The organism is Chryseobacterium sp. KCF3-3 (genome assembly GCF_045865955.1).
Taxonomy (GTDB): domain Bacteria; phylum Bacteroidota; class Bacteroidia; order Flavobacteriales; family Weeksellaceae; genus Chryseobacterium.
In genome coordinates this window covers 3,817,466-3,836,751 of the sequence record NZ_AP035792.1, presented here as the reverse complement: position 1 = coordinate 3,836,751, position 19,286 = coordinate 3,817,466, and the positions used below count along the sequence as shown (strand labels likewise).

The following is a 19,286-nucleotide window of genomic DNA, read 5'->3' as shown; positions in this document are numbered from 1 at the left end:
GATGGAACCTAATAATTTACATGAAGTCCTTCGTTCTGTCTATGAAGAGATGATGCCATTATGTGTAGATATGGCAGCAGTAGCAAAAGGAGTAGCTGGACTAGGTGCATTATTTTATGTATCATTAAAAGTATGGCAGGCATTAAGCCGCGCCGAACCTATTGATCTGTTTCCGATGTTAAGACCCTTTGCTATCGGTATCTGCATCATGTTTTTTTCAACGCTGGTACTAGGAAGCATTAACGGGGTTTTGAATCCGGTGGTTCAGGGAAGCCATTCGATGCTGGAAGGTCAGGTCTTAGATCTCAATGAACTGCAGCAGAAAAAAGATCTTTTGGAAAAAGAGGCCATGCTTCGAAACCCTGAAATGGCCTATCTTATTTCAGATGAAGAATTTGATAAAAAGCTGGAAGAGCTCGGATGGTCACCATCAGATCTGGTCACCATGTCAGGAATGTATATCGAAAGAGAAATGTTCGCCATTAAGAAAGATATCAGAGACGGATTCCGTGAATTTCTGGAAATACTCTTTCAGGCTGCAGCTTTGGTCATCGATACGATCAGAACATTTTTTCTCATTGTATTATCTATTCTCGGACCTATTGCTTTTGCCATATCGGTATGGGATGGTTTTCAGTCCACTCTTACCCAATGGTTAACCCGGTACATCAGTGTGTATTTATGGCTTCCCGTAGCAGATATGTTCAGTGCTGTTCTTGCCAAGATCCAGTCATTGATTATTGAAAGGGATATCGAGATGCTCGCTGATCCCGACTTTATCCCTGACACTTCCAATACGGTGTATATCATCTATATGATCATTGGAATCATCGGGTATTTTACGGTTCCTACGGTTACAGGATGGGTCATTCAGGCAGGAGGTGCCGGAAACTTTATGCGCAATGTTACGCAGATGGCACAGAAATCAGGAAATGTTGCAGGGGCTGCGGCCGGTTCAGCAGCGGGCAACATATCCGGCAGGCTTCTTAAATAATAAAATCATAAAACAATGGAATTTAAAACCTTAAGAAATATAGAAAACAGTTTCAAGCAGATCAGGCTGTTCACTTTTGTATTTGCCCTGCTATGCCTGGGAGTTGTTGGTATAGCTGTTTATAAGTCATACAGCTTTGCAGAGCAGCAGAGACAAAAGATTTATGTATTGGACAATGGTAAATCATTGATGGTCGCACTTTCTCAGGATATGTCCATCAACAGACCGGTAGAAGCAAGGGAACATGTACGACGCTTCCATGAACTGTTCTTTACTGTAGCTCCTGATAAAGATGCGATTGAAAGCAATGTGAAAAGAGCATTCAATCTGGCAGACCAGTCGGCGTTCAACTATTATAAAGACCTTTCTGAAAAAGGATACTACAACCGAATCATCAGCGGAAATATACAACAGAGAATTGAAGTTGACAGTATAGCTGCGGATTTCAGCAGCTATCCCTATGCAGTCAAGACATATGGCAGGCAGTTTATTATTCGTTCAAGCAACCTGACGATAAGAAACCTGATCACCCGGTGTTCATTGGTTAATTCTGTCCGATCTGACAGCAATCCCCAGGGATTTACAATTGAAAAGTTCAATGTCGTTGAGAATAAAGATTTAGAAACAGTTAACCGATAAAAGGAAGGAGCATGAAAAAATTAACAATAAGAATTGATCAGTGGGTAAAAAGTTCTGAGGCCCAATGGAAAACATTTCCGATAAAAAAGCAACGTTTTCTGACCGCACTATTTTTTACAGGATATTCACTAATGACCTTACTGATGATCATTCAGATAGCATCGAAAAAAGGAAGTGACAGCAAAGATATGCCATCCATAAGGCATATCATTACCAAGCCTGCCGATATAACAATCAAAAGTAAAGAAGGTTACCACTCAGTCTATAATTCCTCACAAAATAATCAAGATGAAAGACCAAAATAGTTCCAATATCAGAGTAACGGAAGATGATAAAAATGATGAACCAAAAAACCGTAAGCTGACCATTGACCAGTTGAAGAAACCTGTCATTTACTTTTTAATGACCATTGCATGTGCAGGGTGTTTGTATTTGATTTTTAACCCCAAAGAAGAGAAAGACCATAGTGCAAAGACAGGGTTCAATTCAGTTATTCCCCAGGCCTCTGATGGCCAGCTGCAGTCCGATAAACAGAAAGCGTATGAACAGCAATTACTGGAGCAGAAAAATGAAGAAAAGAAAAATGCGCTCACAACCTTATCGGATTACTGGACTGATTCTTCACAAGATACCTCAGCTCCAAATCCGATACTTTTACAAAATGAATCTGGCGCTGCACCACTATCCAATCAGAATCCAACCAGCAGTTATCGGAATGCCCAGCAGGCATTAAGCTCATTTTACAGCAGGGACGATCAGGAAGTCAATACGCTTAAAAGGGAAATCCACAGACTAAAGACAGAAGCTTCCCAACGCGAAGCAGTACCTGCCGGCACCAGCATTAATGATCAACTGGAACTGATGGAAAGATCTTATCAGCTGGCCGCCAAATATCTTCCGGCATCCAAGCAGGAAGTGTCTGAAAATAAAAGTGAGATAAAAGAAGTATCAGCTTCTGCTAAGGTCAGAATCACTGTTGCAACACCTGTCAAGCATTCTGTGATTTCAAGTTTGTACCGGGATTCTTCAGACAGTACTATTTTCCGCAGTTTAAATAATAAAAGATTTACCGGAATTCAAGATGAGCAGTTTCAGCAATCTATACCCGGAAACAGCATCCGGGCTGCTATCCATGAAACAAAAATCGTAATCTCTGAAAGCATAATCTCAATAAGGTTATTGGAGTCTATCATGCTTGGAAAAATACAACTCCCTGTCGGAACCCTGTTGAAAGCTAAGGCTAACTTTCAAGGTGGAAGATTATACCTGAACATCTCTACCATAGCGTATGGGGGAATTATTGAAGCTGTTGATATTAATATCCATGATAATGATGGACAATTGGGACTGTATATACCCTATTCCTCCGAACAAAACGCTCTCAGTGATATTGCTGCCAATATGGGCCAGAACTCAGGAACAAACATCATGATGACCCGGTCTGCAGGACAGCAGATGACTGCTGATCTGACCAAAGGACTCATTCAGGGAGTATCAGGATATTTTCAGAAAAAAGTCAGACAGCAAAAAATTACTGTCAAAACGGGACACCTTGTGTTTTTAGTTTCAAAAAATAATTAACAAATACACATATAATAATGAGAATAACATTTAATATTAAGCTATTGGCAATTGTTTTAACTTCTTTCCTATCCACTGTTACAGCTCAGGATACCATTGGGTTTAGAGCACTCTATAAGGCAAGGATTGATCCACAGAAAATGCAAGTCACATATGATAAAACAACACACCTCTTATTTCCTTCTCCTATAAAATATGTTGATTTAGGCAGTGATTATATTACGGCTGGCAAAACTAATGATTTAGAAAACGTTTTAAGAATTAAAGCTGCCGTAAAAGATTTTGAACCCGAAACCAATTTTTCAGTGGTTACCCAAGATGGCAAGTTCTATAGTTTTGATGTATTGTACAGCCCTTATCCTGAGGCTCTCAGCTATGATCTTTCAAAATTACGAACGGACACTTACAAAGGAAATATTTCTGAAATCCTTTTCGAAGAACTGAAAGGTGATTCCTCCTCTGTTACAGATCATATCATGAAAACACTTAGTGAAAGTTCAAAACGCAGTATCAGGCACATCCATTCGAAAAGTGATGGCATAGAATTCATAGTAAAGTCATTGAACCTGTATAATGGAAAGTTCTATTTTGTTCTGCAAATTAAGAACAGCCGAAATATTAATTATCAGGTTGATTATATCAATTTCAAAATCACTGATAAAAAAAACCTGAAGCGTACCGCTGTTCAGGACAAAATACTATATCCACTTCGGGCATATTCTTCTACACTGAATGTCAAAAACAGGTCTACAGTTGAAAACGTTTATCTTTTTAACCAATTTACTTTACCTAACGATCAGGTATTGTTTATTGAAATATTTGAAAAAAACGGCGGCCGTCATCGGCGGGTCAAAATAAAGAATAAAGACTTAATCAAAGCAGAGCTCATCGAAAAACATTTCTAATACCAAAATAAAATTTTACTGCGAAAAGACACTTTGACTGTAGGGGGATCTGTCTTTTCGCCCGAAATTTAGAAGCAAAAACGGCAATTAAAACTTGCCGTTTTTTATTGTTCGTAAAATTCCAAAATCACTTAAAGCAATCCTTCATCAGCAAATGATAGATATTCCGTAGAAGTTAAAATACAATGGTCAAGCAGTTGTATACTTAAAAACTCCGATGCGTTCTTTATCTTACCAGTCATTTTTACATCTTCGGATGATGGCTTTAAATTTCCTGATGGATGATTATGTGCAACAATAAGAGATGATGCATTACATAAAAGTGCGGCCTGCATGATAATTCTAATGTCTACCAAGGTTGAGGAAATTCCTGATTCCGAAATTCTTTTTATTCCCAGAACCTTATGGGCGTGATTCAAATAGAGTGCATAAAATGATTCCCTATAATCAATTTCACCACTATCAAAATGTGCCCTGAATACTTCAATGGCATCATTGGAATTAGTTATTAATTTTTCAGCATTCCCCTCCCTTGAATAGGTTAATTTAATTTCATTGACAATATTAAAGTTCATTTGTTTTACTCCGTGTACGGCGGAGCCTTTATTTTCCCGTACCTGCTTAATAAAATTAATTCCCTTTTCCTATTAAAGCCCTCGTGTTGCTGATATTTTTCAAAAGAAAAACCGGAAAAAAGAAAGCAGAAAATTGTTACGGGCAAGGTAAAAGCCAAAAGGAAACGGAATAAATGGAGGGTACCATTTGGGAGGAAACCGTTTATGCCGTAGTCTTTTGGCAGGACTAGGAAGGCTGGCCGTTACAACTTGGCTGCCTTTTTACCGGTTTATTATGCAAAATAATGATGAGTGTTTTTTCCACCATCAGACACCATATCTTGACTCTTACAATACATAGATATATTTGAATTGTTATCATCCGGCTGCACTATCTATTCAATATATTAATGTGTTTTTATTATCAGTTCAATATGCATCTTTAAGATCTGTACTATTATGATCTTACTCATATCATGACTAAAGTTAAATTTCGAAATTTGATTTTCAACCCATACACCAATACAATATTTTATGAAAAAATTATTTTTATCAATAGCCGCAGCAGGTTTCCTTATTTCGGCATGTAAAAAGAAGGATACAACAAATAATATCTCTGTTACGGACTCCGCTCTACTCAGAGAAGTTACTCAGATACTGTAGCTTCAACAGTCGGGGATACTCAAGGCATTAAAACAAGCAATGACAGTATTAATACAAAGAATCACGTCGGAGGAAGAAAAACCAGTAATAATAATACGGGTAATGGTACGGGCAATATCAATGCAGCAGTTTCAGACAGTGCACACAATCTACAAGGAAGATCTCGTAGTGTAAACAAATAGGTAGCTATTCTTTACGTATTTGTTGTTTTTTCCGATGCACTTTAATAGAGAAAGTGTGTCTAAAGTTTTCTATCCTATTGAGTACCATTTGCAAATAGGTAACATAGGATATCCTATACCTCATTAGATTATAAAAAAGACTGATTAAAAAAAAGGATTTTCTCCAGTAAATTATAGGAATAATACTGAGATATTTTTACGGGAAATCTCAAAGAATAAAACAAACACGCTTATCTATCCTCTCAAATGAATAACACAATAATCCTACACACAGCCAATGAATTTGTATCAAAAGGCGATTATGAAAGTTTTTTAGCTTACTGTACCTCTGACACGAAATGGGTATTCGTTGGTGAGCGCATCCTTAATGGGAAAGAAGAAGTCCGTGCGTATATGAAAGAATTCTATAAAGAACCACCTATTTTCAGTGTCGAAAAGACTATCGAAGATGGCGATTTTGTTATGGTAACGGGGAAAATCCAATTAAAAAATAAAGCCGGAAAGTATGAACATTTTGATTACTGTGATATCTGGCGATTTGCTGATGGCAAAATAGCAGAACTAAAAGCGTTTGTTATAGAGAAGAAACCTTAAAGCATCGTTTCAATTATCTTAATTCTGGGGATAATTTACTTGAATGAACTGAAGCCGTGTTTCAAGCATCATTATTTTTAATATTGATCTATGCCATTAGGTTTATGAAATTTAGACTATCATTCTAAAAAATATTAGAATGAATAATCTATTGGCAGAACCATGGCCACCATTAAAGTAATATTAAAAAAATAGGTTTATTACGATCTAAGGAAATTAATTCGAATCCTTCACTTTCTCAAAAACGGAAAAAAGCAGCTTTCGTAGGTAAAATCTAATTCATATTTATGCTATTAAGCTAATCGTATTCCGCTTTCCTATTTTGAAATAACGCAATCTTCGTTGAGCAGAATCAGGAAAATTATCCGTTAATTTGCCCTCAGTGATTACAAATGAATTGGTCTTCTTTGGAAACAATTAAGTGAATGGGAAAAGTAAATTAGCAGCTTCTATTATTACAAGAAGGCTGTTTCTCAATGATCAATACAAAATTTGTCACCCATCGAGCTTAAGAATATCATCCGCTGCCATTTTTTTAATAGTACGTATAACTGTTTCGACACGTAGCCCCGTTAAATTGGCAATTTGCTGTCTGGTAAGCGGAACCTGATATAAATAAGAACTTTGCTTTAATGAATTTTCCTTATAATAATCCAGTAAAGATTTTATTTTCAATACCGGGTCTATGACTGAATTACTAAGCAGCATTATATATTTATAGAAAAGCCGGTCAGAAAGATAACGGAACATGGTAAAAATCAATTCCATATTTTCACTCAGCATATTCAAAAAGCTGGATTTTGGTAATTTAAGAATTTTGCAATCAGTTCTTGCAATGGCATTCATTGGATAGTTCTTATCCCCAAAAAGTAAAGATTCTCCGAAGCTCTGCCCTTCAAAAATGATATTGAGTGTAAACTCCTTCCCGTCCTCATAGTAATTATTTAATTCTACCGTTCCCGTAACAATCTGGAAATAATAATGGGGAATGCCTCCCATTTCATAAATAGTTTCCTTTGCGGGATAATTTTCGTAAACTGCTCAATTTTCGAGCAAAAGATCTTCATCGATAATCATACTATTAATTTTTTTGGTTATTGTTACGAATGAATCTCTCAATAAAACGGCCAGTATTTTAAGTGCAAATTTTAAACAAATCAGGTTTTTTTATCCTTTGAGGATAAAGACATGGTTGCTGATCATTATTTCGTAAATCTTCAACTAAGAATAGATACCAAATTTATTTCCCTAAATCATATAAATTCAGGTTGTTATTAATAAGGTAAAGTTTGAGGTATAGAAAATATAGGTATTCTTAAGTAAGCATAGTATAGTTATATTGGGAACATAATATCTCCCTTTGTAACACTATGAGAATATTCGACATAATCATTGGTGACTAATGCAGTTATGCATTAATTGGCAATACCGCAATATTATTAGGCCTGGAACCTTGATAATATAAGTTTTTACTGGTATCTATTATCTTAGTAATTCAGTACATCTTTCAAAAGGTAATAATATGCTCCTTTCTTTGCCATTTGATGAAAATAAGTTTCTAACAACTGTTGATAATTTTAGTTTAGGTTCTGCTGTTCTTATTTTCTTTAATCTTATTATTACAAATATAGCATAATAATAAGATTTATATTATGATGCTGATCATATAAAAAAAAACCAAGGACAAATCATTTTTTAGTAATTGTATTTTCATGGCTGTTTCACAAGTTTCTTTTAAAATAATTTTCCTAATTATACTTCTGTCGTGAATAATAATGCAGCTATTTAAAATTTTAGCGAAGGCTATGATATACTTAGCTGGTATATCTAAGTATATCATAGCCTAAATTAATATTTGATTAAGAACACTTTTATAACATCCTAAAATAAATTCAGTATAATACAACTGTGCATCCAGTGCCTGAGTCTTATCATGAAGTTCTATGCGTTTGGAAAGCACAATCTCTCCTTTGTAACTGAATGAACAGAATGAATACACTTTAAATCCCGAATTTCTTACAGATGCAGCATATCCAGTAGAAGCAATTCCCCAATCTGTTCCAAATGATTCAGCGACCTTTGCAGCCATTGTATCAGCCATTTTTTGAGTTTCAAAACCATTTTCCTTAACTTCAATTTGATTTATATCTAAAAATTGAACTTTTTCAGGTAATGTAAAAGTCGTTATTCCCCCTTTGTAAAACAGTTTTGCATTAGCCATTTGGGAAAAAGCGAGCTGTATTAATCCCGAGGTTACGCTTTCTGCTATAGAAACCGTTTCATTCATTGTAATAAGTGAAGTACTGATATAATCAAGTAAACTTTGCTGGAATTTCATTGCATCTACTATTTAATGTTGATATAAAAAAACTTTTTACACTGCTGAAATCAATTTTCAAATAACGTCATAATCATTCATGGTTGTTACAAAATAATGTTCAATCATTTCCTTGGCATTTTCGCACATTGACAAAAGATCTTCTATGGCCATATCTTCAAAAATGAAATCATCATGAACTTCAATAATGAATTCAGTCACTTTTTCGGTGTTCATCAGGTCATAGGCCATTAAATCATTTAAATTATTTAATCTGCATTCTTCCTTAAAAAAAGGAAGCTTCCGGGAAATTGAGTTCTTAAACTGAAAAAGATGTATTGTTTTCATGACTTGCTGTATTGAATTTATAATAAGAACGGTCTGTTTTGTATGTGAAAAAAATACTTATTTATATTCAGACAGACTCTTTTTGTGGACTCAGTTGATGAAATTTATTATATACCAACATGGCTAAAAAGGACAGAGACCATAGGTTCCTATCCTTAATTAATTAAAATCTTGTGAAAACAGTCTCCTATTTTATTGGGATTTTAATATACTCATTATCAAATTTGAGAATCCTTAAGCCTATTAATTTTATCATGGTTTATATTGGCTTTTTACAGTCTTTTTTACTAATAGAATGTTTTAATACCGGAGACCAGCACTTTGTATGACAGATACTTTCAACCGCTTACTCTATTTTTCAGTCTAAAATTATTTATGATGATATAAACTTTATGGATCTGATAAGTTCCTGATTATTATACTACAAAGATGGCCTTTAGAGTATATACTAAGCTATATATATCCGGAATAATCTTACATATATCCCACCTTTTATAAGTCTTCCAGATTTCCAAGACGCCTTTGTTTCAACTGCTTGTAAAATGAAGGGGAAAGCCCTGTAATCTTTTTAAACTGGTTAGAAAGATGGGCTACACTGCTGTAATTGAGTTTATAAGAGATTTCTGTAAGATTGAGTTCATCATATAACAGTAATTCTTTTACCTTTTCTACTTTATTAATAATGATAAAATGCTGAAGTGTCATTCCTTTTACTTCTGAAAAGGTATTGGCAAGATAAGTATAATCATATCCTAATTTTTCACTTACATAATCTGAGAAATTTTCTTTTGGGAGTTCATCTGAATAATGAATCATTTCTATGACTACATTTTTTATTTTTTCTATCAGGATACTTTTTTTATCATCTAATACTTCAAGTCCTGTTTTAAGTAAATTTTCTTTCAGAATTTGTCTTAGCTCAGCGCTGATATCATCCAATAATTCTACAGTTCCCAAATCGACAATAGCATTTTTAATGCCCAGCCTTTCCAATTCCTGATGGACAACCATTTTGCAGCGCAAGCTTACCATATATTTTATATACAACTTCATCTCCCTTACTATTTATATCTGTCAATTATTTCATTAACAGTTATTTAACCAAAGTTAGTCTATTAAATCGGAAATATCTATGATTTATGCAACAAATTGAAAGACAATTGCAAAGCTTTCCCTTTTTAATGATTGAAATTTACAATTACTAAAAAATATTTCAAATGTCAAAAGAAAAAGACGGAAAAAAGAAGTCGGATAAAACGCCACCCGCAAAATCCGCAAAAGAGAAACGGGAAGATAAGATGAATAAACGAAGAGACAGGGAAAACGAAGCCCAAAATACCAGCAACTAAATGGTATCCCTGAAAAAAGACGGAATTATACTCAGAAAAACGACATTAGACTTTGAGAGTGAAGGTGTTTTAAACCCCGCAGTTATTAAGGATAACGGAAAAATACATTTATTATACAGGGCTGTTGCCAAGAATAATTTCTCCAGTATCGGATACTGTATACTCTCAGATTATAAAACTATAAAAACCCGGTTAAGCAATCCGGTTATCATCCCTGAGTTTGAATACGAAAAACATGGTGTTGAAGATCCAAGAATTGTAAAAATCGATCACTTATTTTACCTTACTTATACCAGTTATGACGGGGTTAATGCATTGGGAGCTCTTGCCCTATCTGAGGATCTTATATCATGGAAAAAGCTGGGCATTATTGTTCCCAAAATTCCATACAAAAAATTTAGACTTTTATTAAAATCTCAAGGTGAAATAGGAGAAAAGTACAGACGCTTCAATACACTACCGTCTATTCATAAAAAGAATAAAGATGTCTTCCTTTGGGATAAAAATGTAATATTTTTCCCAAGAAAAATTAAAGGTAAGCTTTATTTTCTTCATCGCATAAGACCCGATATCCAAATTGCAAGTATAGAAAATATTGAAGATCTGAATACTGATTTCTGGAAAGACTATTTCCTTCATTTTAAAGAATATATAGTTTTATCTCCTCGATATGAGCATGAAGTAAGCTATATTGGTGGCGGATGTCCTCCCATAGAAACAGAACATGGATGGCTTTTAATCTATCATGGCGTACAGGATACCATTGAAGGGTATGTTTACAGCGCATGCGCTGCTTTACTGAATCTTGATAACCCTGAGAAAGCAATTTCAAGACTTCCATATCCTCTTTTTAAACCCGAAGAAAAATGGGAACAGAGGGGGGAAGTGAACAATGTCTGCTTCCCTACCGGAACTATCCTAAAAGGAGATACACTCTATATTTACTACGGAGCAGCAGATAAAAGAGTTGCTGTTGCTTCTTTAAATATCCAGGAATTACTGAAAGAATTACTACAGTACACATCATAACTGACTATTCACTACAGAATATCAGACTTTAAAACAGATATCAACATGAACAAAAATATAAAATCAGACGTGGAGGAAAAGGCAAAAAGACGATCTGTACACAGTAATAAAAACACAATTTATCATAGACCTGAAATTATCTTTATAAGTACTTTTCCTCCTAAAGTGTGCGGTATTGCAACCTATTGTCAAGACCTTATAAACTCACTTCAGCTAAAGTTCAAAGAATCTTTTACCATCACCATCTGCCCAATGGAAACTGAAGACGAAAGCTATCGATACGAAGAAAATCCTCAATATCGGCTCAATACATCCGATGCAATTTCTTATTTGGAGCTAGCTGATAAAATCAACAAAAATGACAATATTCAATTGGTTATGCTCCAGCATGAATTTGGATTTTTCACTGAAGCTAAAAACGGATTACTGCTTTTTCTTCAAAATTTAGAGAAAGACGTCATCATTACTTTTCACACCGTTCTGCCGAAACCGGATTTGGAATTAAAAGAAAAGGTAAAAGAAATCAGCAGTTTTGTAAAATCTATTATCGTAATGACCGGTATTTCTGCGGATATCCTTTCTTATGATTATGATATTCCGGCTGAAAAAATTAAAGTAATACCCCATGGCACTCATTTACTGCCATTTATCGATAAGATTTCACTAAAAGCGAAATACGGATTTAATGATAAAAAAGTTCTTTCAACATTTGGTTTATTGGGTTCTGGGAAAAATATTGAAACCACTTTAGAAGCTTTGCCTGAAATTATTACAAAAAACCCCGATGTAATGTTTCTGATTATTGGAAAAACGCATCCCGGCATCATTAAATATGAAGGTGAGAAATATCGTGATTTTTTGCAGGATACTATTAAAAGGCTCCATCTGGAAAAACATACTTACTTTATCAACCAGTACCTGCCTTTAGATGAGTTGTTGGATTATCTTCAGCTTACCAATATTTATCTTTTCACTTCAAAAGACAGAAATCAGGCAGTAAGTGGTACTTTTTCCTACGCCATCAGTTGTGGTTGCCCTGTGGTTTCCACTCCTATTCCCCATGCTTTGGAAGTACTGAATGAAGACCTGGGAATCATTATTGATTTTGAAGATCCGAAACAGCTTGCTGTTGCCGTGAATACATTACTAAAAAATGAAACTGCACAGGAAAAATTACGGTCAAATAGTTTGGAAAAAATGGCTCCCACAGCCTGGGAGAATTCCTCTATTTCACATGCCCTATTATTTCAACAATATAGCAAAGACAACATGACATTACATTATGCATTTCCCATCATCAATCTCAGCCATATAAAAAATATGACAACAGATTTTGGAATGATCCAGTTTTCTAAAATCAATAAACCTGATATCAATTCCGGATATACTTTGGATGATAATGCCCGCGCTATGATTGTAGCCTGCAGACATTATGAGCTGAGCAAAGATGAATCTGACCTAGACTTAATCTCCACTTATCTAAAATTTATTAAGTTTTGTCAACAACCGGATGGTAGTTTTCTTAACTATGTGAATCAAAACAAGGAATTTGCTCAGCAGAATTATGAAACCAATCTTGAAGATTCCAATGGAAGGGCTGTCTGGGCACTGGGATATCTACTTTCAACAAAAACAATCTTACCTCAACAGTTTTATGATGAAGCAGAATCAGTAATTGAAAAAAGTCTTCCATTGATTGAGAAAATCCATTCTACCCGAGCAATGGGCTTTATCATCAAAGGTTTACATTATCAAAATTCAGAAATCAATATTCCATTATTGAAAAAGCTGGCCAATCGTCTGGTGAAAATGTACCAGCATGAAAAGCACAAAGACTGGCATTGGTTTGAAAGTTATCTGACCTATGGAAACAGTTTACTTCCAGAGGCTTTATTATGCGCATGGATTACTACCAAAGACGAAATGTACAAGCAAATTGCCAATGAATCATTCAGGTTTCTGCTTTCTAAAATATTTATTAAGGGGGAAATCAAAGTAATTTCCAATAAAGGATGGTTGCAGAAAGAAACGATTAAAAGTCCTGAATCAATTGGCGGGGAGCAGCCCATAGATGTTGCTTACACCATACTGACATTATCTACATTCTATCAAGTTTTTAAGGATGAAAAATACTTGCAGATGATGAGGAGTGCTTTTAATTGGTTTTTAGGAAAAAATCATTTACATCAGATCATTTATAACCCTGCAACGGGTGGCTGTTATGACGGTCTTGAAGAAAAAAATGTTAATCTTAATCAGGGAGCAGAATCAACCGTCAGCTATCTCATGGCAAGGCTCTGTTTTCCAAAATAAGTAGTTTACTTTTTCAACCAGCAACCAACCCTATGATCAAAACTCTGATATCAGTCATTTATCTGCAACTCTGTAATAAGACCTCGCATTAAAAAGTCATGCTTAAAAAAAATACCCTAAGGAGAGTTAAAAATAAATGTACTAATTCTACTCCATATACGACAATAATAAAAAGAATCACATGACTTGCAGCATATTAATGTAATTTATTTACATATACATTTACTGTTCATAATAGTTGTACATTCTCATTAGTACAATTAACTCTCCCCTAAAAAGGAGGGTTTTGTTATATACTCTCCTCCTAGGCATTAGAAAGGTTAAAGTGAAAATTCTAATTTTCATCATCATGCTACCGCTGACCACTCCTTTAAAGATGTTATCGTTTTAGTAAGAGTAACAAATACTATAGCTTTCAGAAACCATCAAAACGAAATAAGACAAAGCAACGATATTCCAAACAAATTTGAATTCTAACATTATGCTATGATCGGAGGAATAATAAAGTATAGTAATGTTATGTTTTCTGAATGGCGTAATTATATATTGTATCTTCACTAAGATATAAATACAATCTTGTCTTAAAAATTCCTAAAAATGTTTTTTTCAAGATATAGACACGCTCTATTGTATGTAGCTTTTGTAACTGATAATCAGCCAGAAAACATTCTATATCATCTATATTTCCTCCAATTAATTGATCTTCTGATATAATATTCCGACTTTTATCGTGGAAGTAATATTTTTTACTAGTCATATCGATAAATAATTTTTATTTGCAAAATCTTTTTTCTGTTCAGAGTACTTCTTCAAACTTTTAAAGTATTGGCTTAACCCAAGTTGTGAACCAGTTTCTATATTATCTCATTAGTTTTTATTTGATATTTCAATATTTGGGCAATACCTTTATAATTATGAGCCTTCAAACGTTTTTTGTGGCTTCATTTGATGAAATATATTCTATATCAACCATCATATCATATAAACTACAGCTAGCCGTTTCAATATATATCAAGCTATAATGTATAACTTAAATAGGTTTATGGTACAATTGTAATAAAAAGATAAATTAAAAATATAGCAATTAGTACAATTCCCTGCATGATATTAGTTCTGCCTGTTGCCAGTGAAACAGTAATAATAAAAAGCGATAGTCCTAAAAGTATTGTTGATTTGATATCAATTCCTAATGTCATTCTTATACCGGTTATTACAGATATAATGGCAATCGCAGGAATACTTAGTCCGATACTCGCCAAAGCTGAACCAAAAGCCAGATTTAATGACGTTTGGATCTGATCACTTTTTGCAGCTCTGAATGCAGCCAGACCTTCCGGAAGCAGAACAATACCAGCAATAATGATACCTACAAGAGATTTGGGGGCACCCACAGAAACAACTATATGCTCAACATCCTTTGAAAGAAGTTTTGCCAGCAAAACGACTATTCCCAGGGATAAAATTAACAATATACAATTGATATATAATTGTTTTCTGGAAATTATTTTATTATTACTTTCTACAGGCAGATTCTTGGATAATTTGTTTTGTGGAGAAATGAAAAAGCTTCGATGTCTAAAAGTCTGGATCATGGTAAATCCAAGATAGAGTCCTAAAGAAATCAAGGCAATAAAAAGCAGTTGGAAGGACGTGTATTCACCTCCGAGATGGCTTACCGTATAATTGGGCAGAATAAGCACAAAAATAATAACAGAGGTAAGCGTAATCAGTGCAGTACTTACCCCTTGTAGTGTAAAACTTTGTTCTCTATATCTTAAAGAACCTATTACAATACAGCCCCCAATGATTCCCGTAAGGATTATCATCACTGCTGCAAAAACCGTATCTCTGGCAAGAGTAATGGTTTCCAACCCTTTTGCTCCCATCATAATGGAAATAATAAGCCCTACTTCTATGACCGTAATGGCAAATGCCAGAAGTAAAGTACCGAATGGCTCTCCCAAACGATGAGCAATGACTTCGGAATGATACACAGCAGCCAAAACACTTCCCATCAAGAATAAAGCAAGAATCACAGAGTAATATCCTGAATCGAAAACAGAATTTCCAACATAAGAAAGCCACGCCAGAATAGGAACCCAAAAAGTCCACATCTCTAAATATTTTTTTATATTCATAAAAACATTATTATTGTCTACTATTGAATTGTCCTTTGGAGAAATTATAAGATTTATATTCTCTTTTTCAAAACAGTTTCGATAAATGATTTAAAGCAGAGAGAAGATACCGGAAATATCAAATAATGAAAAAATGAATATGTCGGAGGTTAGAGTTCAGATCGCCAGTTCAATGCAGTTATTCAGCAATATACGAATAATCATTCACTATTTGAATATAAATTAGTATTTTAAGTTTATAATCATTTCCCAGGCTTATAACTTCTATTACTATATCAGAGTAATCAAAGCGGTTCTTTTATGAAAACCCGGATTTCAGATACACAAAACAAGCTGCAATTTTATAAAAGTGTGATATGTGCAACATAAAAGAAACAATCTATAATACAATAGATTATTAAACGCCCAACTTTGTAACGTAGCAATGAAGTTACACTAAAATCCACCTTATGGACACAAACCACAACAAAGGCAACAAATTTTTCAAAACTCCTGGAGACTGGATTGAACAGTCAAAACAATTGAAAGAAAAATTTTCAACATTAACGGATAACGATCTGAAACTTGAAGAAGGTCAAGAAAAGGAAATGTTAGAAAGAATCGGAAACAGACTAAGAAAAAACCGTGAAGAAGTTCTCAATATTATTAAAGAAATTAATCTTTCATAAATTGTTTTCAAGAATAGTTAAAACCTATGAAAAAGATATATTTATCAAAATGTTTTAACTAGAAAAAGGGATGGGATATTAGACAGTTCTATCCCTTTTATTTACAGTACCTCCTACTCTTTTTATGTTTAAACCAACTGTGATGAATCATAAAGAACTTGAGAAATCAAAAGTATATATTACCAACCAGATTGTAGAATACATTCCGAATTCTGTTGGCAGTAAAACAATACTGGAAAAAGTTACAGGCAACATCAGTGCTTTATCGTTTGATGACAAAGAAGGGTTATCTGAAAAAACTTCTCCTTTTGGTGCTTTTGCACAAATTATTGAAGGTAAAGCAGAAATCATTATAGACGGAGCTTCTTATTTTATGAAAGAAGGTGAATGCATTATCATTCCCGCCCATACATCTCATTCGATAAAAGGAAATAAACGCTTTAAGATGATAGTAACAATAATAAAAAGCGGCTATGAATAATCTAAACACTATATCTATTTTAACGAAAAAGATATTTAAAAAAACAGTGGAAATCCAAAAAGAATTTCCTGAACTGTATGAACTTCTAGATGAAACTCCACTATTTTTTTCTGAGAAAGAAAAAAATATCACGATAAAAGATTTAAGACAATATCTTATTTCCCTTATCATACAGCAAAAATCCTTTGAAAAAGGGATTATTAAGAAAAAAGACTTACAATAAAACTCTGATGAAAAAGCTAAATAAACACTCAAAGAAGAAATTAGGGCTCAGAAATAAAAAAAATGCCTCAAGAAGAATCTATTACTCACAGTTTGTTACTTTATTCTATATCAGGAATACTAATATCACCCTTGAAAGAGATGCAACGGAAATTCTTAGAATGTTAAAAGAATTACAGCAACTTACCAACAGATCAAGATTGATATTTAGTACGTATTGCAGCTTGAGTCAACATAATCTTTGGCAGTCCGTTTTAGAAGATATCAGCAATAATATAAAATATATTAGAATACAGTTTGAATATATACTGGAGAATATAATAAAAAAAATAAAATCAATTCAATTTTATTCTGGAAGCAAAACGATACTTATACGAATGAACTGGCAGCCCATCATAGAAAACTTGTTCAGCTGGCAGGTCAGATTTTACCGGAAGAAGAAAGATTATCATGGAGGGCAAGTATCTGTAACTTTTATGAGGAAATTTTTTCTTTACTCACTCCTCTTACCTGGATGTGCCGGCTTGAATTAGACTTTATAGAAAAATATTCACTAAGAGTCTTTAGCCAAACAGCTATGGATATTATTCAAGATATTCCAAAAAATTACACTTTACAGGAAGCAAAGAAATATGAACATGACTACTTAAAATTATTAACTAACTACAATCATGAATTCCATAAAAAAAATAACTTTTGGAACAGTTTATTATACATGCTTTCAAGTGGCATGTACCCACTACTATCAGAACGTACATTATCTAAAAGATGGATCAACAGAAGATTAAAAGAAAAGCATTCTTAGTACATTCATAATAGCTGCAACCTAAATTTTTCATTTTAAATATTTTTCCAATGAAAACAATACATCTCTTTCGGTTTAACGATTCTATTTTCCGTAAAATTCCTTTTTTCAAAGAAGAACATAGGTTGAAAACCGATGTAACCGAGCTCGATTTAATGAATATTGAAATAGTAACCGAATATATCGTGAAAACCCATGATGACTTTAGTTTCGACAACACATCAGGAAATGATCTTTTATCAATGTGCAAAAAAGCTCAAAAAACAATTGAACATTACTTTGTGATAAGACTGGATCACTATGATTTTATTTAAAACTGTTAAATCAGCCAATACTACTCTCACTAATGCAACTTTTAACGATCAACTAATAACTCGTTTATATACAATCGCCAAACAAGGTCTCCCACGGACAAACAAAACTATTTTGTAATTTCCAAAACCTCTTACTCTATAATTTAAGGGTAAATAGAAGTAAGATGGAAAGAGAAGAGGTAACAAAACTAACTCCTGAAAAAGTAGTTAAAGTCCTGAAAGAAAAGGGAACAATTGTAAATACTGAAGAGGCTAAGGCTATACTCAACTTTATTAAGACAATTGCTAATATTGCAGTAAATCAGTATCTTAGTGGACGCGATTTGGATTTTATCGATCCCAAACAATAATGCTGATGTTATGAGACAAGCTGATTTATATATACGTGTATCTACAGATGAACAAGCAGATAAGGGATACTCTCAACGAGATCAGGAAGATCGTTTGAGAAAATACTGTGAAATCAAAGGTATCACCATAAGGAATGTTTACATTGAGGATTATTCAGCTAAGACCTTTAATAGACCTGAATGGCAAAAGTACTTAGCAGCTCTACGGAAAATAAAAAAGAATACAACAACTTCGCTATTACTATTCACAAAATGGGATAGGTTTAGCCGTAATGCCGGTGATGCATACCAAATGATCAATCTGCTGCGCTCCTTTAGCGTAGAACCAGAAGCCATTGAACAACCCCTTGATTTCGACATTCCGGAAAACAAGATAATGCTCGCATTTTATCTTGCCACCCCTGAAGTTGAAAATGATCGTAGATCACTGAATACTTTTTACGGAATGAGACGTGCTAAAAAAGAAGGCCGGTATATGGGGACAGCACCTTTAGGCTATCGCAATAAAATAACAGAAGATAATAAGAAATATATCGGTATACATGAAGTCGAAGGACCTTTATTAAAATGGGCCTTCGAACAGATTATTCTGAACAATTACAATACTGAACAAATATGGAAAATGCTACGCTTTAGAACCGATGGCAAATACAGATTCAGTAAAAATAATTTTTGGGTCGCTTTAAGAAACCCATTGTATTGCGGAAAAATATTTATCCCGGCTCATAAAGATGAAAAGGCACATTTTGTTTTGGGCCAGCATGAACCACTCATAACCGAAAGTATGTTCAATGAAGTCCAGCAAATACTTGATGGAAGAAAGAGAAAAATCAAACCCAA

Annotated in this window: 20 protein-coding genes and 1 pseudogene; 15 read left to right on the top strand and 6 right to left on the bottom strand. The window is 34.0% G+C overall.

What is annotated here, in order from left to right; genetic code table 11:
• Window position 1: 1 nt before the first annotated feature.
• Genes traJ through traN form a run of 5 tightly spaced genes read left to right on the top strand, consistent with a single transcriptional unit; the run spans window position 2 to window position 4,119 of the window.
• Complete coding sequence (gene traJ / locus ACKTTZ_RS17250; protein WP_407846116.1) at window positions 2-994, top strand: conjugative transposon protein TraJ; 993 nt, start codon at window positions 2-4, stop codon at window positions 992-994.
• A gap of 15 nt (window positions 995-1,009) precedes the next feature.
• Window positions 1,010-1,633 carry a conjugative transposon protein TraK gene (gene traK / locus ACKTTZ_RS17245; protein WP_407846115.1) on the top strand — a complete coding sequence of 208 codons (624 nt, stop codon included), beginning with the start codon at window positions 1,010-1,012 and terminating at the stop codon, window positions 1,631-1,633.
• An 11-nt stretch (window positions 1,634-1,644) separates the two neighbouring features.
• Window positions 1,645-1,938 carry a hypothetical protein gene (locus ACKTTZ_RS17240; protein WP_407846114.1) on the top strand — a complete coding sequence of 98 codons (294 nt, stop codon included), beginning with the start codon at window positions 1,645-1,647 and terminating at the stop codon, window positions 1,936-1,938.
• Window positions 1,922-3,214, top strand: a complete 1,293-nt coding sequence (traM, locus tag ACKTTZ_RS17235) for a conjugative transposon protein TraM (RefSeq protein WP_407846113.1) — start codon at window positions 1,922-1,924, stop codon at window positions 3,212-3,214. Before ACKTTZ_RS17240 ends, traM begins: the two co-directional genes overlap by 17 nt.
• A gap of 17 nt (window positions 3,215-3,231) precedes the next feature.
• The gene (traN, locus tag ACKTTZ_RS17230; RefSeq protein WP_407846112.1) at window positions 3,232-4,119 is read left to right on the top strand and encodes a conjugative transposon protein TraN; all 888 of its coding nucleotides are present in this window, start codon (window positions 3,232-3,234) and stop codon (window positions 4,117-4,119) included.
• Between the two features lie 131 nt (window positions 4,120-4,250).
• On the opposite strand, the gene ACKTTZ_RS17225 is transcribed toward traN, so the two are convergent.
• Window positions 4,251-4,694, bottom strand: coding sequence for a RadC family protein (locus ACKTTZ_RS17225; RefSeq protein ID WP_407846111.1), 444 nt, complete (start codon window positions 4,692-4,694; stop codon window positions 4,251-4,253).
• 1,070 nt (window positions 4,695-5,764) lie between these two features.
• Between ACKTTZ_RS17225 and ACKTTZ_RS17220 the strand changes: the two genes are divergently transcribed.
• Window positions 5,765-6,112 carry a nuclear transport factor 2 family protein gene (locus ACKTTZ_RS17220; protein ID WP_407846110.1) on the top strand — a complete coding sequence of 116 codons (348 nt, stop codon included), beginning with the start codon at window positions 5,765-5,767 and terminating at the stop codon, window positions 6,110-6,112.
• A gap of 495 nt (window positions 6,113-6,607) precedes the next feature.
• On the opposite strand, the gene ACKTTZ_RS17215 is transcribed toward ACKTTZ_RS17220, so the two are convergent.
• The 4 genes from ACKTTZ_RS17215 to ACKTTZ_RS17200 all read right to left on the bottom strand — a co-directional run bounded on the left by ACKTTZ_RS17215 (window position 6,608) and on the right by ACKTTZ_RS17200 (window position 9,830).
• On the bottom strand, window positions 6,608-7,111 hold the full coding sequence (locus tag ACKTTZ_RS17215) for a Crp/Fnr family transcriptional regulator (RefSeq protein WP_407846109.1): 504 nt from the start codon (window positions 7,109-7,111) through the stop codon (window positions 6,608-6,610).
• Between the two features lie 844 nt (window positions 7,112-7,955).
• A complete protein-coding gene (locus ACKTTZ_RS17210; RefSeq protein WP_213278755.1) occupies window positions 7,956-8,450 on the bottom strand; it encodes a CinA family protein in 495 nt (164 codons plus the stop codon).
• Window positions 8,451-8,507: 57 nt separating this feature from the next.
• Window positions 8,508-8,777 carry a heme oxygenase gene (locus tag ACKTTZ_RS17205; RefSeq protein ID WP_309870410.1) on the bottom strand — a complete coding sequence of 90 codons (270 nt, stop codon included), beginning with the start codon at window positions 8,775-8,777 and terminating at the stop codon, window positions 8,508-8,510.
• A gap of 492 nt (window positions 8,778-9,269) precedes the next feature.
• Window positions 9,270-9,830 (bottom strand): AraC family transcriptional regulator, encoded by a 561-nt coding sequence (locus tag ACKTTZ_RS17200; protein ID WP_309870409.1) that lies wholly within the window; start codon window positions 9,828-9,830, stop codon window positions 9,270-9,272.
• A 164-nt stretch (window positions 9,831-9,994) separates the two neighbouring features.
• Between ACKTTZ_RS17200 and ACKTTZ_RS17195 the strand changes: the two genes are divergently transcribed.
• Genes ACKTTZ_RS17195 through ACKTTZ_RS17185 form a run of 3 tightly spaced genes read left to right on the top strand, consistent with a single transcriptional unit; the run spans window position 9,995 to window position 13,468 of the window.
• Window positions 9,995-10,126, top strand: a complete 132-nt coding sequence (locus tag ACKTTZ_RS17195; protein ID WP_260543939.1) for a hypothetical protein — start codon at window positions 9,995-9,997, stop codon at window positions 10,124-10,126.
• Window positions 10,127-11,155 carry a pesticidal protein Cry7Aa gene (locus tag ACKTTZ_RS17190; protein ID WP_407846108.1) on the top strand — a complete coding sequence of 343 codons (1,029 nt, stop codon included), beginning with the start codon at window positions 10,127-10,129 and terminating at the stop codon, window positions 11,153-11,155.
• A 45-nt stretch (window positions 11,156-11,200) separates the two neighbouring features.
• Entirely contained in the window at window positions 11,201-13,468 is a 2,268-nt protein-coding gene (locus ACKTTZ_RS17185; protein WP_407846107.1) for a glycosyltransferase, read from the top strand.
• Window positions 13,469-14,508: 1,040 nt separating this feature from the next.
• Here ACKTTZ_RS17185 and ACKTTZ_RS17180 read toward each other — a convergent pair.
• Window positions 14,509-15,606, bottom strand: a complete 1,098-nt coding sequence (locus tag ACKTTZ_RS17180) for a calcium:proton antiporter (RefSeq protein ID WP_407846106.1) — start codon at window positions 15,604-15,606, stop codon at window positions 14,509-14,511.
• A 449-nt stretch (window positions 15,607-16,055) separates the two neighbouring features.
• On the opposite strand from ACKTTZ_RS17180, the gene ACKTTZ_RS17175 reads away from it, so the two are divergent.
• The 6 genes and pseudogenes from ACKTTZ_RS17175 to ACKTTZ_RS17150 form a co-directional block, all read left to right on the top strand.
• Window positions 16,056-16,274 carry a hypothetical protein gene (locus ACKTTZ_RS17175; RefSeq protein WP_103247406.1) on the top strand — a complete coding sequence of 73 codons (219 nt, stop codon included), beginning with the start codon at window positions 16,056-16,058 and terminating at the stop codon, window positions 16,272-16,274.
• Between the two features lie 142 nt (window positions 16,275-16,416).
• Entirely contained in the window at window positions 16,417-16,755 is a 339-nt protein-coding gene (locus ACKTTZ_RS17170) for a cupin domain-containing protein (RefSeq protein WP_407846105.1), read from the top strand.
• The gene (locus ACKTTZ_RS17165; protein WP_047387951.1) at window positions 16,748-16,978 is read left to right on the top strand and encodes a hypothetical protein; all 231 of its coding nucleotides are present in this window, start codon (window positions 16,748-16,750) and stop codon (window positions 16,976-16,978) included. Before ACKTTZ_RS17170 ends, ACKTTZ_RS17165 begins: the two co-directional genes overlap by 8 nt.
• A gap of 854 nt (window positions 16,979-17,832) precedes the next feature.
• Window positions 17,833-18,096, top strand: a complete 264-nt coding sequence (locus ACKTTZ_RS17160; protein ID WP_309870399.1) for a heme oxygenase — start codon at window positions 17,833-17,835, stop codon at window positions 18,094-18,096.
• Window positions 18,097-18,260: 164 nt separating this feature from the next.
• The gene (locus ACKTTZ_RS17155; RefSeq protein WP_407846104.1) at window positions 18,261-18,446 is read left to right on the top strand and encodes a hypothetical protein; all 186 of its coding nucleotides are present in this window, start codon (window positions 18,261-18,263) and stop codon (window positions 18,444-18,446) included.
• A gap of 10 nt (window positions 18,447-18,456) precedes the next feature.
• Window positions 18,457-19,254, top strand: a pseudogene (locus ACKTTZ_RS17150) (recombinase family protein); the annotation flags it as partial.
• Window positions 19,255-19,286: the final 32 nt, after the last annotated feature.

Excerpts from the sequence above, each read along its gene's own strand:
- ACKTTZ_RS17210 (WP_213278755.1), bottom strand. The coding sequence starts at position 8,450 with ATGAAATTCCAGCAAAGTTTACTTGATTATATCAGTACTTCACTTATT.
- traN (WP_407846112.1), top strand. The coding sequence starts at position 3,232 with ATGAGAATAACATTTAATATTAAGCTATTGGCAATTGTTTTAACTTCT.
- ACKTTZ_RS17240 (WP_407846114.1), top strand. The coding sequence starts at position 1,645 with ATGAAAAAATTAACAATAAGAATTGATCAGTGGGTAAAAAGTTCTGAG.
- ACKTTZ_RS17185 (WP_407846107.1), top strand. The coding sequence starts at position 11,201 with ATGAACAAAAATATAAAATCAGACGTGGAGGAAAAGGCAAAAAGACGA.
- traJ (WP_407846116.1), top strand. The coding sequence starts at position 2 with ATGGAACCTAATAATTTACATGAAGTCCTTCGTTCTGTCTATGAAGAG.
- ACKTTZ_RS17175 (WP_103247406.1), top strand. The coding sequence starts at position 16,056 with ATGGACACAAACCACAACAAAGGCAACAAATTTTTCAAAACTCCTGGA.
- ACKTTZ_RS17200 (WP_309870409.1), bottom strand. The coding sequence starts at position 9,830 with ATGAAGTTGTATATAAAATATATGGTAAGCTTGCGCTGCAAAATGGTT.
- ACKTTZ_RS17155 (WP_407846104.1), top strand. The coding sequence starts at position 18,261 with ATGGAAAGAGAAGAGGTAACAAAACTAACTCCTGAAAAAGTAGTTAAA.
- ACKTTZ_RS17220 (WP_407846110.1), top strand. The coding sequence starts at position 5,765 with ATGAATAACACAATAATCCTACACACAGCCAATGAATTTGTATCAAAA.
- ACKTTZ_RS17205 (WP_309870410.1), bottom strand. The coding sequence starts at position 8,777 with ATGAAAACAATACATCTTTTTCAGTTTAAGAACTCAATTTCCCGGAAG.
- traM (WP_407846113.1), top strand. The coding sequence starts at position 1,922 with ATGAAAGACCAAAATAGTTCCAATATCAGAGTAACGGAAGATGATAAA.
- ACKTTZ_RS17160 (WP_309870399.1), top strand. The coding sequence starts at position 17,833 with ATGAAAACAATACATCTCTTTCGGTTTAACGATTCTATTTTCCGTAAA.
- ACKTTZ_RS17225 (WP_407846111.1), bottom strand. The coding sequence starts at position 4,694 with ATGAACTTTAATATTGTCAATGAAATTAAATTAACCTATTCAAGGGAG.
- traK (WP_407846115.1), top strand. The coding sequence starts at position 1,010 with ATGGAATTTAAAACCTTAAGAAATATAGAAAACAGTTTCAAGCAGATC.
- ACKTTZ_RS17180 (WP_407846106.1), bottom strand. The coding sequence starts at position 15,606 with ATGAATATAAAAAAATATTTAGAGATGTGGACTTTTTGGGTTCCTATT.
- ACKTTZ_RS17165 (WP_047387951.1), top strand. The coding sequence starts at position 16,748 with ATGAATAATCTAAACACTATATCTATTTTAACGAAAAAGATATTTAAA.
- ACKTTZ_RS17195 (WP_260543939.1), top strand. The coding sequence starts at position 9,995 with ATGTCAAAAGAAAAAGACGGAAAAAAGAAGTCGGATAAAACGCCACCC.
- ACKTTZ_RS17190 (WP_407846108.1), top strand. The coding sequence starts at position 10,127 with ATGGTATCCCTGAAAAAAGACGGAATTATACTCAGAAAAACGACATTA.
- ACKTTZ_RS17170 (WP_407846105.1), top strand. The coding sequence starts at position 16,417 with ATGAATCATAAAGAACTTGAGAAATCAAAAGTATATATTACCAACCAG.
- ACKTTZ_RS17215 (WP_407846109.1), bottom strand. The coding sequence starts at position 7,111 with ATGGGAGGCATTCCCCATTATTATTTCCAGATTGTTACGGGAACGGTA.